Here is a 15,665-nt window from a genome sequence, read left to right as displayed (position 1 = left end):
AAATCTAACATGAGCGGCATGAATCCAAATTCTTTTTGGAAGGTCGTAAACGATGGAGGGCATTATCAATACATGTATAATGCAATGCAGTTGAATAATGGAAATACTACATTTAGTGATATTGCTCAATTTACAGGTATGGCGGCAACAGATTGGAGTTGGTCTAACCTAATTGCAGATTTTGATAATGATGGCTTAAAAGACACCTATATAACCAATGGGCTTTTACATGATATACGTAATACGGATGCAGATAAAAAAGTCGGGAAGTATATTACAGAAACTGCCAATGCTTGGGTAAAAGACAATCCTAACAGAGGAGATGTAAGTATTTGGGATATTTTAGATTTAAAGAAGACAATAGATTTAATTCCATCACAACCCTTAAAAAACTATGCATTTAAAAATAAAGGAGACCTTGAATTTGAAAAAATTACTGAAGGATGGGGGTTAGATCAAGCATCATTTTCCAACGGTTCTGCCTATGCAGATTTTGATAATGATGGTGATTTAGATTTAGTGGTAAATAACATAAATAAAAAAGCATTTGTTTATAGAAATAACTCGGAAACATTTACTAATTCTAATTACTTAAGAGTAGAATTAAAGGATATAGAAAATAAGACTGTTTTTGGTAGCCGAGTTACAATTTACGTTGGAGGTGAAAGTCAAATAATAGAGACAACTAATGTAAGGGGAATCTATTCAACTAGTGAATCCTTTGTGCATTTTGGGCTAGGAGACAAAAAGAGAGTAGATAGTTTAGTAGTATTATGGCCAAACAATTCTAAAATCATTCAAAGAAACCTAACCGCTAACCAAACAATAAAAATTAAAAAAAGGGGCAAGGCGGAAAAGGGTCTTAGAGATAGAGAATTAAATAACCCTTTATTTCAAGATATAACCACTAATTTTTCAATAAGATATAATCATCAAGAAAATGATTTTGATGATTTTAAGCAGCAAGTTTTACTTCCACATAAATTATCACAATTTGGACCTTCTTTGGCAGTTGGCGATATAAATAATGACGGTTTAGAAGATGTTTTTATAGGAGGGAGTACAGGAGAGAGTTCCGTTTTGTATAAGCAGGTAGCAAAAGGAGAGTTTGTAAAAACGAATGAAATATTTTGGGGGAAAGAAAAAGCATATGAGGATGTAGACGCCATTTTTGTGGATATTAATAACGATGGTTTTAAAGATTTATATGTTGTAAGTGGAGGGAATGAGTATAGACCTAATGACGCTCATTATTTAGATAGACTTTATCTTAATGATGGTACTGGGGGGTTTAGGAAGGGAGCAATTCTTAATTTATTGCCAAGTAGTGGCTCTATAGTAAAAGCTGAAGATTATGATGGGGATGGAGATATAGATTTATTTGTGGGAGGAAGGCATAAGCCACACAGTTACCCATTGCCAACATCTAGTATGTTGTTAAAGAATGAGAAAGGACAACTTGTAAATGTATCTATGGATATAGCTCAAGGGTTAAAAAATATGGGTATGGTTACGGATGCTGTTTGGGTGGATTATGATTTAGATCAAGATATAGATTTGTTGGTAGTTGGAGAATGGATGCCTATTACCGTTTTCGAAAATGTAGATAATATTTTAATTCGAAAAGAAAATGAAGATTTAAAAAACACCATCGGTTGGTGGTTTAGTATAGAAAAAGGAGATTTTGATAAGGATGGAGATATGGATTTTATAGCAGGTAATTTAGGATTAAATTACAAGTATAAAACAACGACGGATAAATCTTTTGATGTGTATTACAATGATTTTGATAGTAATGGTAAAGGAGATATAGTATTGGGTTATTATGATGGGGGAAAACACTTTCCTGTTCGTGGTTTTTCTTGTTCTTCGCAACAAATTCCTGGTCTAAAAAAAGAAATAAAGAAGTATGATATTTTTGCTTCTATGGAGATAGATGAGGTGTATGGGGGTAATAGCTTAAAAAGTTCCTTGCATTACAAGGCAGACACCTTTGCATCATCTTATATAGAAAACCTAGGGAATGGTCATTTTGCAGTTTCTAAATTGCCTAGCGCTTTACAATTGTCCAATATTAATGATATGATAATTGAAGATATTAATAACGATGGTAATTTAGATATGTTGTCTGTGGGTAATTTGTTTGTCTCCGAAATAGAGACGCCTAGAAATGATGCAGGTACGGGAAATTTACTTTTGGGTAATGGAGCAGGTGGTTTTGACGTAGTATCGTCTTTAGAAAGTGGATTTTTCGCAAATAAGGATGCCAAACGACTTAGTCTATTGCATAGTAAAGGTGAAAAGCTGATTCTGGTGGTAAATAATGATGATGTGCTGCAAGCTTTTCAGGTGCATAAAAATAATTAAATTATAGATACATCTCTCACTTCACTCGAGTGAAGTGAGAGATGTAATTGGGTTTTTTTGCCAATTTCGATGGAGAATTGAACCTCGATAATAGTTAGTGATTACTTGTTTAGAGTTCATAAGCTCATAATGCAATCAGTATCGGACTTTTTTCTTTAAGATAAGCAACTACTTAGCTTATAATAAAGAAGTGGTTAGGCAAATATTAAAACTAGATAAAGGGAATTATCGCTATTTAAAAATTGTGATAAAACCTTTTGGATTGGGTCCAGATTGGCATGGTTCTACAGGTAAAAAAGTGTGGCTATTTATAGATGAAATAAATTTATTTTAAATCTAATGGGTATTAAATTATTGTGGTATTACTGTTAAAATATAAGGTTTCCTAAAATAACTATAATTTAGTCCACTAATAACAAATATGGTTTTGTTTAAGATGCCCTTTAGCTTTTGAGCATTGTTGTTAGTCGAAAATCTTCATAAAATTATCTTAAAAAAATGAATATTTATAGGATTTTAAGAATAGAGTAAAAACTAACTAAACTTAACTCGTATGAACAAAAAGATTAATTATTTTTTGACTTTTGTGGCATTGCTCTTTTTACAGGGTGTTATGGCGCAAAATAAAACTGTTTCAGGAACAGTGTCCGATAACAATGGAACACCACTTCCAGGTGTAAATGTTATTGAGAAGGGTACAGCAAATGGTGCCTCTACAGATTTTGATGGAAACTATACTTTAAATGTAAGTGACAATGCAGTGCTTTCTTTTTCGTATTTAGGATTCTCTACGCAAGATGTTGTTGTGGCAGGTAAAAGTGTTTTAAATATTTCGATGGAAGAAGATGCCGAAATGTTAGAAGAAATTGTTGTAACAGCTCTTGGTATTAAAAAGGAGAAAAAGGCGCTTGGCTATGCTGTGCAAGAAATCAAAGGAGGAGAGTTATTGGAGTCACGAGAAAATAACCTTGTGAATGCTATTTCTGGTAAAGTTTCGGGATTACAAGTCGTAAGAGGTAGTAACGGGCCAGCAAGTTCTTCAAAGATTGTACTTCGTGGTAATAGTTCTCTTACTGGGGATAATCAGCCTTTAATAGTTGTTGATGGTGTGCCGTTAGATAACTTTACAGGTGCGGAAAATAATAGTTTTTGGAACCCTACACAAGATTTAGGTAATGGTCTGGGAGATATAAATCCAGATGACATTGCATCCATGTCTGTGTTGAAAGGAGCTTCTGCAGCTGCGTTATATGGTTCTCGGGCAGGTAATGGTGTAATATTGATTACAACAAAAACCGGAAAATCAAGAGAAGGGTTAGGGATAACCTTCTCAACAACAACAGGATTTCAGAATATATTTATTGAGCCTGAGTTCCAGAGTGACTTTGGACAAGGGGATAATAATATCTATGATGAGCTGTCAACGTCAAGTTGGGGGCCTAAAATTGCAGGGCAAACCGTTATTGGTTGGGATGGTAAAGAGGCGCCACTTAGAATACAAAATAACTTAAAAAATTATTATAAAGGAGGTGTTAGTCAAAATTATAGCCTGTCATTTCAACAGCAAGTAAGTGATGATTCATCGGTGTATTCATCATTAAACTATTTAGATGATGCAGGGAATGTTCCTGGCGCAAATTTTGAAAGATTTAACTTTTTGACAAGAGCAGTATCGAATTTTGGTCCAGACAAGCGATGGACTACTGATTTTAAAGTTCAGTACATTAAAGCTCAAGCAGAAAATAGACCGGTAAATGGAACTAATATTAATAATGTTTTTTCAACAATAGCAACACTTCCTAGGTCATTGGATATTAGACAATTTAAGAATTCTAGAGATGCGTTTGGTAATTCTATTTGGTATTTAAATAGCAACTCTGTTAATCCGTATTGGGCAGCAGCTTATAATCTTAGAGCAGATAGTAGAGATCGTTTTTTATTGAACGGTTCTTTAAAGTATAAGTTTACAGATTGGTTAGCTGCGGAGGTTAAAGCAGGTAGTGATTTGTATACTAATAATACAGAATCTAAATTGTTTTCAGGAAGTCCATTGTCTGAAACAGGAAGATTTAGCTTGGGAAAAAATACATTTAGCGAAGAAAATTACAGTATATTATTAACAGGTTCTAAAAGTAATGTTCTTGGAAAATTTGGAGGTAATTTTACCTTTGGAGGTAATTTAATGTCGCAAGAGCGTAGCGGATTAAGTTCCAATGCAGGAGAGTTAGAGGTGCCTAATTTATTTTCTTTAAATAATGGAAAAAATAACGCTACTGTTAGTCAGAGCTTTAGTCGAAAGAAAATAAATTCATTATATGGATCCATCGGAATAGATTATGATGGTCTGTTGTATTTGGATGTAACAGGTAGAAATGATTGGACTTCTACATTAAGTGCAGATAATAGATCATTTTTTTACTCTTCTGTTAATGGCTCTTTTGTATTTTCGGAACTTTTTGGAGAATTACCTACTTGGTTTAATTTTGGTAAAATTAGAGCGTCATATGCCGAAGTTGGGAATGATTTAGCTCCTTATGAACTTATAAATACCTATGGTATTGGTAATGATCCTAATGACAACACTACTGCTAGTACGGGGAATGTTAAAAATAATCCAAATTTAGTAAACGAGTTAATTAAATCTAAAGAAGTAGGTTTGGAAGCTCGTTTCTTTAATAATAATGTGGTTTTAGATTTTGCTTGGTATAAGTCTAATGCTACCAATCAATTATTGGCAATTCCGATGGATCCATTTAGCGGCTTTAACTCAAGGAGAGTAAACGCAGGGGATGTTCAGAATAAAGGGTTTGAGTTGGGTATAAATGCAACAATATTAGATAATCCAAATGGTTTTTCATGGAGTTCAACTTTAAATTACTCTAAAAATGAGAATACAATTGTTTCATTGATTGATGAAGTTACTCAATTTACACTAGGAGGTTTTGATAACTTAGCAGTATTGGCGGTTGTCGGAGGTGCTTATGGTGAAATTAGAGGGACGAAATTTAAAAGAGTAGAAGATGAGGCTAGTTCTGATTTTGGCAAGATGATTGTCGATGGAAGTGGTTTGCCTTTAGCGGATGACTCAGAGAAATTTCTTTTAGGTGATCAGAACCCAGATGCTTTAATAGGGTTTTCTAATACTTTCGCATATAAAAATTTCTCTTTAGGGTTTTTAATAGACGCTCGTTTAGGAGGGGAAATATTCTCAGGAACCAATAGAGCGTTACAGCGATCAGGTGCAGCTGCTGTTACAGTTGTTAATGGAGAAAGAAATGATATTATTGTAGATGCTGTAGTGGATGATGGTGCGGGTAATTTTTCGCAAAATACAGTTGAAGTATCTCCAGAGCTATATTGGCAAGCATTAGCCAATAGATCTGGTAATTTGGGGATTAACGAAGCTCATATTTATGATGCAACAAGTATTAGATTAAGGAATGTTAGTCTTAATTATAAGATATCGCCAAAATGGTTAAAAAACACTGGTATTCAAAGTGCTAAATTTGGTATTTCAGCAAATAATGTATGGATGATTAAAAGTCATTTGAATGGAGTTGATCCAGAATCTGTTTTTGCTACAAGTTCTAATGCTACTGGTTTCGAGAGTCTTTCATCACCAACATCTCGTAGCTTGTTTTTTAACGCCTCATTTAATTTTTAAGAAGAAATTTAACACATATATCATGAAAAAAAGAAATAGAATTATAAATATTGGGTTGCTTTTTGGCATACTTATATTTGCGTTTTCATGTTCGGATTTTGAAGAAATTAATATAAATCCAACAGCTGCTAACGCGGATCAAGTTCAAGTGGAATATTTTATAAATGCTTCTATTGGAGGAGCTCAGCAGAATCCACATATTGCGGAAAGAGTGTTTGTTCTTTATTGGAAAGATGCAGGAAGAATGGATAGAATTGGAACACTATCAGAAGGCTTTGTTAGTGATGGCTGGTCCAGTGATTATTATAACGATTATATTTCTAAATGGTTAAGAAATATTAATTCGGCAATTAGTCTTGCGGATCAAAAAATAGAGAGCGGAAATGTAAAAGAATATACAGGAAATCTAAAACAAGTAGCCAGAATTTGGAGAGCTTATATGATGAGCGAGATGGCGGATAATTTTGGAGCTATTCCTATTGATGGGTTTCAAGGCGAAAACCCAACTTATAATGATGTCAAAGAAGTGTATTATTTTATGTTGTCTGAATTAAAAGAGGCAACTGAAGCATTGGATTTAGAAGTTGAAAACCCTAATAGCCTAAAGGATTTGGATCCAGCATTTGGGTACGATTATGCGAAATGGAAAAAGTATGCGAACTCTTTAAGAATGAGATTAGCTATGCGATTATCAGAAGTTGATGCTTCTAAAGCACAGCAAGAGTTTGAGGATGCCGTTGGAGGTGGTTATATTGCTTCTTCAGACGATAACTTTAAAGTACAAGAAGTTAGTGGTTGGAGTGATTATACGGGTGTAATGACAAGACAATGGAACAATCAATATCTTTCCCCTACTTTGAACAATCTAATGATTGGTTTGGGTGGTGTATCTTCTGTAGATCAATTGTCTGCGGATAAACATATGTACATTAAACCTGCAAATTATTTGGGGTTAGAATTTGAAGATCATTTTACCAAATTAACGAATGATCCTTCAGCAGGTTATTGGTTCGATGGGCTTCATAGTGTTATTGATCCAAGAGCGTATTCACTATATAAAATTCCTGGAGATTTTGAAGACCCAGATTTTAATAAGTATCCTAGCTGGAATAGTAATGCTACTACAACTGAAAGAGCACTTATTATTGGAGAGCAAGATACAGATGATAATGGAGAAACAGATGATATAGATGTAGAAGCTAAATTTACTTGGAATGCACCAACTACTGGAGATTGGGGAGTAAAAGGGTCGAATAACAAATTGAGATTTTCAGGAGCTTTACCTAGATTATCTCATATTTATAGAGATGGTGAATCTCAACGTATCTTTTTTGGGTCATGGGAGTCTTATTTTTTAATTGCAGAAGCTGCAGTTAGAGGGTGGAACGTTCCAATGGCAGGACAAGCCGCCTATGAACAAGGAATTAGCGAAAGTTTTGCGTATTCTAATGTGTCACAACACTTGGGAGCTTATTTAACCTCGCAAGACTATAATAGAGTGGGAACTTCTGTAAGTTGGAGCCATACTACGGAGCCACCAGCTACGGTTTCAATGACCTTTAATGATGGGTATACTGGTACTGCTGGAACGGTAAATTTAAGCTACCCTGAGAATACTATCTATAGTGGAGGAGTAGTTAAAAATGACTTGTTAAATAAGATTATTACCCAGAAATTCATAGCGCAAGTGCCATGGTTGCCATTAGAAACATGGAGTGATCATAGAAGATTAGGGTTGCCTTTCTTTGAGAATCCTGCTATTGAAAACCCATTAACGGATATGCCTCAATTGAATACTAGTAATTACCTAACGAATAGTGTAAATTTTTATGGACAAAGACTTAAGTATCCATCAAGTTTCTCTAATAACTTACCTACCCAATATAACCAAGCGGTAAGTAAATTAGGAGGAGAAGATGATGTGTTTACACCATTATGGTGGGCTAAACAATAATTTATTTTTTGAGTTAGTATTTTATTTGTAGATAAAGACCCGAGATGTTTAATTTCGGGTCTTTTTTTTGTGTAACCTCTTAAGGATTATTTTTTAGTTTTATTTTAATATTTTAACTCTTCATTACTTTTTGTTTGCGATATTAAATTATGAATGTGTATAAGTATAAAATCCTGTAACTCTTTGTCCGTGAGCGTGTTTCATTTTAAGTCATTTTTTAAAATGAGACATAGATGAATCTATATTGTGTCAGCTCTTAGTAGGGCAGTAATTTAATACCTTTGTTTTAGGGTTAATTGTTTGTGTTTTTTAGAAAAAGGAACATAGATATTAAGTGTAAAACAGAAGAAAATAGCTTTATCGGTTTTAAATATAGATGTTGCAAATGTCACTTAATCCTAGTGTTTTTTTGCTTTTATGGACTATTTCAAATATTTATGAAATTACATTTATTAAATAGAGCTAGTTTAGAAAATAGTTCCTTTACGGTTCATCATAATAGCTACTCGAACTTTTTAAAAATTTGGCATTACCATCCAGAACTAGAGTTAGTGACTATTTTAAAAAGCACCGGAACTCGTTTTATTGGTGACAGTATTCAGAAATTTGAGGTCGGTGAAATTGTTTTGATAGGAAAAAATTTACCACATATGTGGCTTAATGATGAGGCATATTTTAGCGAGTCATCTAACCTAACAGCCGAAGCATTGGCCGTGCATTTTAGTCTTAATCTTTTTGGGTTGCATTTCTTCGAAGCCCCAGAAATGAAGCATATTCTACAGATGTTAGATAGGGCAAAGCAAGGAATAAAATTTACCGGAATAGATAAAAAAATAATAGATGAAATAAAAAGTTTATTAGATCTAGATGCTTTTTGGAGGACAATGAAATTTATAGAAATTTTACATTATTTGGCCAAACATAGCGAATATGAACTATTGTCGAGCATCGGTTTTATAAACTCATTTAATAAAACGGAAAATAAAAACTTAGATAAAATCTACGAATATGTTTTTAAGAACTTTAATAAGACCATTCGATCTAACGATGTAGCAGCTATTGCTAATATGAACCCATCCGCCTTTAGTAGGTTTTTTAAAAGAATACATAGAAAAACATTTACGAGGTATTTAAATGAAATACGAATAGGGTATGCCTGTAAATTACTTTTAGAAGATAAAAATAATATAACGGCGATATGCTATGAATCTGGGTTTAATAATATATCTAATTTTAATAGACATTTTAGGGTAATAACAAAGATGTCGCCGTCAGAATACATACAATACCATACTCAAAAGGAAGCATAAATAGAATAAAGGGCACAAAAAGTATTGATATTAGTTGTTTTATTGGTAGACATTTGAGTATTGGATTATTAGTTTTGGTTTAAAATCTGATACAATGCAGCATAAAGTTAAAATCACCAATATATTGGTAAAAGATGTTCGTTTTCCTACCAGTAAATCCTTGGATGGGTCAGATGCTATGAATCCAGATCCAGATTATTCTGCTGCTTATGTTATATTAGAGACCGATCATCCGGATAGCATAGAAGGGCATGGTCTTACTTTTACGATAGGAAGGGGCAATGAGCTTTGTGTAGCGGCTATACAATCTCTATCGTATTTAATTATAGGGAAAACCTTAGATAGCTTTACTTCTAATATGGGAGCGTTTTGGAAAATGATTACTGGCGATAGCCAGTTGCGTTGGCTAGGGCCAGAAAAAGGGGTAATTCATTTGGCAACGGGGGCTGTGGTAAATGCCGTTTGGGATTTATACGCAAAAATAGAAAGGAAGCCGCTTTGGCAACTTTTGGCCGATATGACCCCAGAAGAGTTAGTGTCTTGTGTAGATTTTACATACATCACAGATGCTATAACTCCAGAAGAAGCATTGATAATGCTTAAAAATAAAGCAGTATCAAAACAGGAACGAATTGATAACTTGGTTGAGGAAGGTTATCCTGCATACACAACGTCAGCAGGATGGTTGGGTTATTCCGATGAAAAAATGAGGCGTTTGTGCAGAGAAGCAAAAAAGGAAGGCTTTAAGCACATGAAAATAAAAGTAGGGTCAGACTTAAAGGATGATATCCGTAGGGCTACAATTATTCGAGAAGAAATAGGAACGGATCTTAAATTGATGATGGATGCCAACCAGAAATGGGATGTAGATGAGGCTATAATGAATATGAAAGAGTTAAGTCAATTTGATCCATGGTGGATAGAGGAACCTACAAGTCCCGATGATATTTTGGGTCATGCAAAAATAGCTAAAGCAGTTGCTCCAATTAAAGTAGCAACGGGGGAACATTGTCAAAACAGAGTAATGTTTAAGCAATTAATGCAAGCGAAGGCTATAGAAATATGTCAAATAGATAGTTGTAGGGTCGGTGGCGTAAATGAAATACTAGCTATATTATTAATGGCAGCTAAATATAATATACCCGTATGTCCGCATGCAGGTGGTGTAGGTTTGTGCGAGTATGTACAACACCTTTCTATGATAGATTATATAGCGATAAGTGGTTCCAAAGAAGGTAGAATTATAGAATTTGTAGATCATTTGCATGAACATTTTTTGGATCCTGTAGTTTTAAAAAATGGAGCATATATGCCTCCTGAAGCGCCAGGGTATAGTATTACTATGAAACAAGATTCTTTAGAAGAATATGGTTTTCCTAATGGCATTGTATGGCAGACAGAACAGAGGGGTAAATCTTAAATAGAGAAGCAATGAAGAGAGTTTTTGCATTATTATTCGGAATTTTCGTATTTCAATTAGCCGTTTCGCAAAAAAAATACGAGCCATCTAAAGAGAATATAGGGGCTCGAGCATGGTTTCAAGATGCAAAATATGGAATGTTTATCCATTGGGGAGTATATAGTCTTTTGGGGGATGGTGAATGGGTAATGCAAAATCAAGACATTCCTGTAGATAGGTATGAGCTGTTACCTTCTTTTTTTAACCCTATTAATTTTGATGCTAAAGAAATTGTTGGGCTCGCCAAGGAAGCAGGCATGAAGTATATTGCTATAACAACCAAACACCATGATGGTTTTGCTATGTACGATTCCAAAATTTCTAACTATAATATAGTATCTGCGACACCCTACGGGAAAGATATTTTTAGGATGTTAGAGCAAGAATGTAAAAAACAGGGCATTAAACTATTTGCTTATTACTCCCAGTTAGATTGGCACCATCCAGATTATTACCCTAGAGGATGGACAGGTAGAAAAACAGCACGACCAGAATTCGGCGATTGGAGTAAATATTTGGATTACCAAGATGCACAAATAAAAGAATTGGCAGAGAATTATGATATAGCAGGTTTTTGGTTCGATGGCTGGTGGGATCAAGCGCCAGATAAAGAGGATTGGCACAAAGCAGTAGAGTATAGAATTAAAGGAGCGGAATGGAATTTAGAAAAGACCTATAGAATGATACATGAAGTAAACCCTGCATTGTTAATAGGTAACAATCATCATGAGCTTCCTTTTGATGGGGAAGATTTTCAGATGTTCGAGAAAGACCTTCCAGGTAAAAACACATCTGGTTTTGGAGGTGCCGACATAGGGCGCCTTCCAATAGAGACTTGTGAAACCATTAATCATTCTTGGGGTTTTAATTTGCAGGATGGGAAACATAAATCAGTGAAAAATCTTGTGCAATATTTGGTGAGAGCTTCAGGAAATAATGCTAATTTTCTTTTAAATATTGGTCCAATGCCCAATGGCGAGATTCAAAAAGAGCATAAGGATAGATTAAGAAAGATGGGAGAATGGATAAAAAACAACGGAGAGACTATTTATGGAACAAGGCAAGGGAGTATATCATTCCAAGAGAAGATAGTTTCTACAATAAAGGGAAATAAGATATATGTACACATTTTGGAGTTGAATAGAAATGAAGTAATAGTTTCGGATTTTCATCAAAAAATAAAAAAGGTTATTTTTTTTAAGGATAAAACACCAGTTAAGTACAAGTTAAAAAAAGGAGAGTTAAAATTTAAAGTACCCGAGAATAAAAAAGACCATTTAGATACTATAATAGAAATAACATTAAGATAATAAATATATGTCACTATTCAGTTTAAAACAAAAAACGGCCATAATTACAGGAGGAGCCAGTGGAATAGGTAAAGCCATAGCAAGGAGGTTTGCAGACCAGGGAGCTTATGTGCATATTTTGGAATTTAATGAAGAAACCGGAAATCAAACTATAGAAGAGATTTTAAAAGAAGGAGGAAAAGCTTATTTTCATCCATGTGATGTTTCTAATCAAGAGCAAGTTAAGAACATTGTGGCGGGAATATCAAAAAATCAGCAAATAGATATTTTGGTAAATAATGCAGGAGTAGCTCATGTGGGTAATGTAGAAAACACGAGCGAAGAAGATATGGATAGAATCTATAGAGTAAATATAAAAGGGGTATACAATTGTATACATGCGGTTGTGCCTTATATGAAAATACATGGAGGGGTAATACTTAATATGGCATCTATAGCCTCTTCTGTAGGTATTTCTGATCGTTTTGCTTATTCCATGTCTAAAGGGGCGGCACTTACCATGACATATTCGGTTGCAAAAGATTATGTGGCTCATGGAATACGTTGTAATTCTATTTCTCCGGCACGAGTACATACTCCATTTGTAGACGGTTTTATCGAAAAAAATTATCCAGGAAAAGAAGCCGAAATGTTTGATAAACTATCAAAAACACAGCCTATAGGAAGAATGGGGAGACCAGAAGAAATTGCCAACCTGGCATTATATTTATGTTCAGATGAAGCGTCGTTTATTACGGGAACCGATTTTCCTATAGACGGAGGTTTTATAAAATTAAATGGAGGATAAAAATGGAAGTTTGTCCAAAACAAAAAATGCCATTACATTAAGCCCAGAGATATAAAATAAAAAGAAAATGAAATTAATACGATTTGGTGAGGTAGGAAAGGAAAAGTCAGGAGTTCAACTTATAGATGGTAAACGTTTGGATGTTTCTGCTTTTGGGAAAGATTACAATGAACAATTTTTTGAATCCAACGGTATTGAAAAATTACAAAAATGGTTAGAAGAAAATATTTCTAGCTGCCCTGTAATAAATAGTGAAATACGTTTAGGGCCGCCAATATGCAGACCTTCTAAAATAATTTGTGTAGGTCTTAATTATGCTAAGCATGCCGAAGAAAGCGGTATGGAAACTCCTAAAGAGCCAGTACTTTTTTTTAAAGCAACTTCAGCTATTGTAGGACCTAATGATGATTTAATTATTCCTAAAGGGAGTAAGAAAACCGATTGGGAAGTAGAACTAGCATTTGTTGTGGGAAAAAGAGCGTCTTATGTTTCAGAGGATAAGGCTATGGATTATGTCGTTGGTTATATGTTGCATAATGATTATAGTGAAAGAGAATATCAGTTAGAAAGAGAGGGGCAATGGGTAAAAGGGAAGAGCTGCGATACTTTTGCGCCTCTTGGTCCCTATTTGGCAACAAAAGATGAAATAAAAGACCCAGATAACCTTAATCTATGGTTAAAACTCAACGGTGAGTTAATGCAAAATAGCAATACCTCCGATTTTGTATTTAATATTCCAAAGTTAGTAAGCTATATAAGTGAATTTATGACCTTATTACCTGGGGATATTATTTCTACAGGAACCCCTTTTGGAGTAGGGTTGGGGTTAGATCCGCAACGCTATTTAAAACCAGGAGATGTTGTTGAATTAGGAGTAGATGGGCTAGGTAGCTCAATACAACACGTGAAACCGTACTAAGAAAATGATAATTGACAGCCATCAACATTTTTGGAAGTATAACCCTATAAGAGATAGTTGGATCGATGGATCGATGGAAATCCTTAAGAAAGATTTTCTACCCTATGATTTGGCGCCCATCTTAAAGGATAATTATGTAGATGGCTGTATTGCTGTGCAAGCAGACCAATCCGAAGAGGAAACTAAATTTTTATTAAAATGTGCTAAAGAAAATCCTTTTATTAAAGGTGTTGTGGGATGGGTAGATTTACAAGCGGATAATGTACAAGAAAGGCTAGCCTATTTTTCTAAGGATATACTTTTTAAGGGAGTAAGGCATATTATACAGGCAGAATCAGACGAATATTTTATGCTGCGTCCCAGTTTTCAAAATGGTATAAGCAAGTTAGAAAAATTTGATTTAACGTATGATGTTTTAATTCATCAAAATCAACTACCAGGATTGGTAGAACTAGTAAAAAGATTCCCTAACCAAAGATTTGTATTGGATCATATGGCAAAACCATCTGTTTCTGAAGAGTTAAATGCAGCATGGGTTCATAATATTCAAAATTTAGCAAAACATAAAAATGTTTACTGCAAGTTATCGGGAATAATAACAGAAGCTAAAAACTACGCATGGGAAAGGGAAAAAATAATCCCATTTATAGATATAGTTGTAAATGCCTTTGGAACAAATAGGCTCATGTATGGCTCCGATTGGCCTGTATGCTTATTAGCGGCCCAATACGGAAAAGTTATGGATGTTTTTACAGACTATTTTATAGGATATAAAAAAGGACAGTTAAATAAAGTAATGGGAAATAATGCAGCTAAGTTTTATAGAATTAAACAATAAAAAAGGCCAATTGTTTTGCATATGTTTTTAGATGAATAAAAATCAATAATATTTCTTTTTCTAGGTATTAAAATTAAAAAAAAATGAAGTTAAAAAAATTACTTGTTCCTATTCTCTTACTTGTGAGCGTTGTCGTGTTCCCTCAGAAAAATGATTCTATAAAGGTGCAGCAAGAAAAAATGCAATGGTTTAAAGACGCCAAATTAGGAATTTTTATTCATTGGGGCTTATATTCTGTAAATGGTATAGATGAATCATGGTCTTTTTATAATGGATACATTTCTCACAAAGATTATTTAAAACAGACGAAAGGATTCACCGCAAAAAAGTATAACCCCGAAGTCTGGGCGAGCCTTATAAAACAGAGTGGAGCCAAATATGCTGTAATGACATCAAAGCATCACGAAGGTTTTGCATTATGGAAAACCCAATACGGAAATTTTAATGCTGTTGAAAGTTCATCGGCTAAACAAGATGTACTAAGCCCTTTTGTTACAGCCCTTAGAAAAAACAACCTGAAAGTAGGAATTTATTATTCGTTGCCCGATTGGTCATATCCCGATTATACGAACTTCACAAGAGATTCTATGCGGTATAAAGCAGTTGAATATCCTAAACGTTGGAACAAGTTCCTAAATTACTACCAAGGGCAATTAAAAGAGTTGTCTAATAAATATAATCCAGATTTATATTGGTTTGATGGCGATTGGGAACACACTGCAGGAGAATGGCAGGCATCTAAAGTAAGGCAAATGTTGCTCGATAAAAACCCTAATACCATTCTAAACTCCAGGTTAAATGAATACGGTGATTATGAAACGCCCGAACAGGGGATGCCAATTACAAGACCAAAAAGTAATTATTGGGAATTATGCATGACCATGAACAATTCTTGGGGCTTTCAGAAGAATGACCATGATTATAAGACAACAGATCAGATTATCGGAATTTTTGCAGATGTAATTGGTAATGGGGGTAATTTGTTGCTTGATATTGGACCTAAAGCCGATGGAACGATTCCTGATGAACAGGTTCATATTTTAGAAGGACTAGGAAA

At 34.3% G+C, this 15,665-nt stretch carries 10 protein-coding genes; all 10 read left to right on the top strand.

Translation table 11 applies throughout. The features are described from left to right. A partial coding sequence (locus QZZ51_RS12830) for a VCBS repeat-containing protein (protein WP_291870286.1) occupies positions 1-2,367 on the top strand: 2,367 nt, incomplete at its 5' end. Positions 2,368-2,920: 553 nt separating this feature from the next. Continuing rightward, entirely contained in the window at positions 2,921-6,031 is a 3,111-nt protein-coding gene (locus QZZ51_RS12825; protein ID WP_291870284.1) for a SusC/RagA family TonB-linked outer membrane protein, read from the top strand. Positions 6,032-6,053: 22 nt separating this feature from the next. Further along, positions 6,054-7,985, top strand: coding sequence for a SusD/RagB family nutrient-binding outer membrane lipoprotein (locus tag QZZ51_RS12820; protein WP_291870282.1), 1,932 nt, complete (start codon positions 6,054-6,056; stop codon positions 7,983-7,985). A 437-nt stretch (positions 7,986-8,422) separates the two neighbouring features. Then, positions 8,423-9,295, top strand: a complete 873-nt coding sequence (locus QZZ51_RS12815; RefSeq protein ID WP_291870280.1) for an AraC family transcriptional regulator — start codon at positions 8,423-8,425, stop codon at positions 9,293-9,295. A 94-nt stretch (positions 9,296-9,389) separates the two neighbouring features. Next, positions 9,390-10,715, top strand: coding sequence for an L-fuconate dehydratase (locus QZZ51_RS12810; RefSeq protein ID WP_291870279.1), 1,326 nt, complete (start codon positions 9,390-9,392; stop codon positions 10,713-10,715). An 11-nt stretch (positions 10,716-10,726) separates the two neighbouring features. Further along, complete coding sequence (locus QZZ51_RS12805) at positions 10,727-12,064, top strand: alpha-L-fucosidase (protein WP_291870277.1); 1,338 nt, start codon at positions 10,727-10,729, stop codon at positions 12,062-12,064. A gap of 7 nt (positions 12,065-12,071) precedes the next feature. Beyond that, positions 12,072-12,851 carry an SDR family oxidoreductase gene (locus tag QZZ51_RS12800; RefSeq protein WP_291870275.1) on the top strand — a complete coding sequence of 260 codons (780 nt, stop codon included), beginning with the start codon at positions 12,072-12,074 and terminating at the stop codon, positions 12,849-12,851. Positions 12,852-12,918: 67 nt separating this feature from the next. Continuing rightward, entirely contained in the window at positions 12,919-13,770 is an 852-nt protein-coding gene (locus QZZ51_RS12795) for a fumarylacetoacetate hydrolase family protein (RefSeq protein ID WP_291870273.1), read from the top strand. A gap of 4 nt (positions 13,771-13,774) precedes the next feature. After that, a complete protein-coding gene (locus QZZ51_RS12790) occupies positions 13,775-14,608 on the top strand; it encodes an amidohydrolase family protein (protein WP_291870270.1) in 834 nt (277 codons plus the stop codon). A gap of 83 nt (positions 14,609-14,691) precedes the next feature. After that, positions 14,692-15,665: alpha-L-fucosidase (locus tag QZZ51_RS12785; RefSeq protein WP_291870268.1), on the top strand; the 974-nt coding region annotated here is incomplete at its 3' end.

This window comes from Maribacter sp. (assembly GCF_016744255.1).
GTDB lineage: Bacteria > Bacteroidota > Bacteroidia > Flavobacteriales > Flavobacteriaceae > Maribacter_B.
This window is presented reverse-complemented; position numbering and strand designations above follow the sequence as displayed.

Excerpts from the sequence above, each read along its gene's own strand:
- QZZ51_RS12825 (WP_291870284.1), top strand. The coding sequence starts at position 2,921 with ATGAACAAAAAGATTAATTATTTTTTGACTTTTGTGGCATTGCTCTTT.
- QZZ51_RS12820 (WP_291870282.1), top strand. The coding sequence starts at position 6,054 with ATGAAAAAAAGAAATAGAATTATAAATATTGGGTTGCTTTTTGGCATA.
- QZZ51_RS12815 (WP_291870280.1), top strand. The coding sequence starts at position 8,423 with ATGAAATTACATTTATTAAATAGAGCTAGTTTAGAAAATAGTTCCTTT.
- QZZ51_RS12810 (WP_291870279.1), top strand. The coding sequence starts at position 9,390 with ATGCAGCATAAAGTTAAAATCACCAATATATTGGTAAAAGATGTTCGT.
- QZZ51_RS12805 (WP_291870277.1), top strand. The coding sequence starts at position 10,727 with ATGAAGAGAGTTTTTGCATTATTATTCGGAATTTTCGTATTTCAATTA.
- QZZ51_RS12800 (WP_291870275.1), top strand. The coding sequence starts at position 12,072 with ATGTCACTATTCAGTTTAAAACAAAAAACGGCCATAATTACAGGAGGA.
- QZZ51_RS12795 (WP_291870273.1), top strand. The coding sequence starts at position 12,919 with ATGAAATTAATACGATTTGGTGAGGTAGGAAAGGAAAAGTCAGGAGTT.
- QZZ51_RS12790 (WP_291870270.1), top strand. The coding sequence starts at position 13,775 with ATGATAATTGACAGCCATCAACATTTTTGGAAGTATAACCCTATAAGA.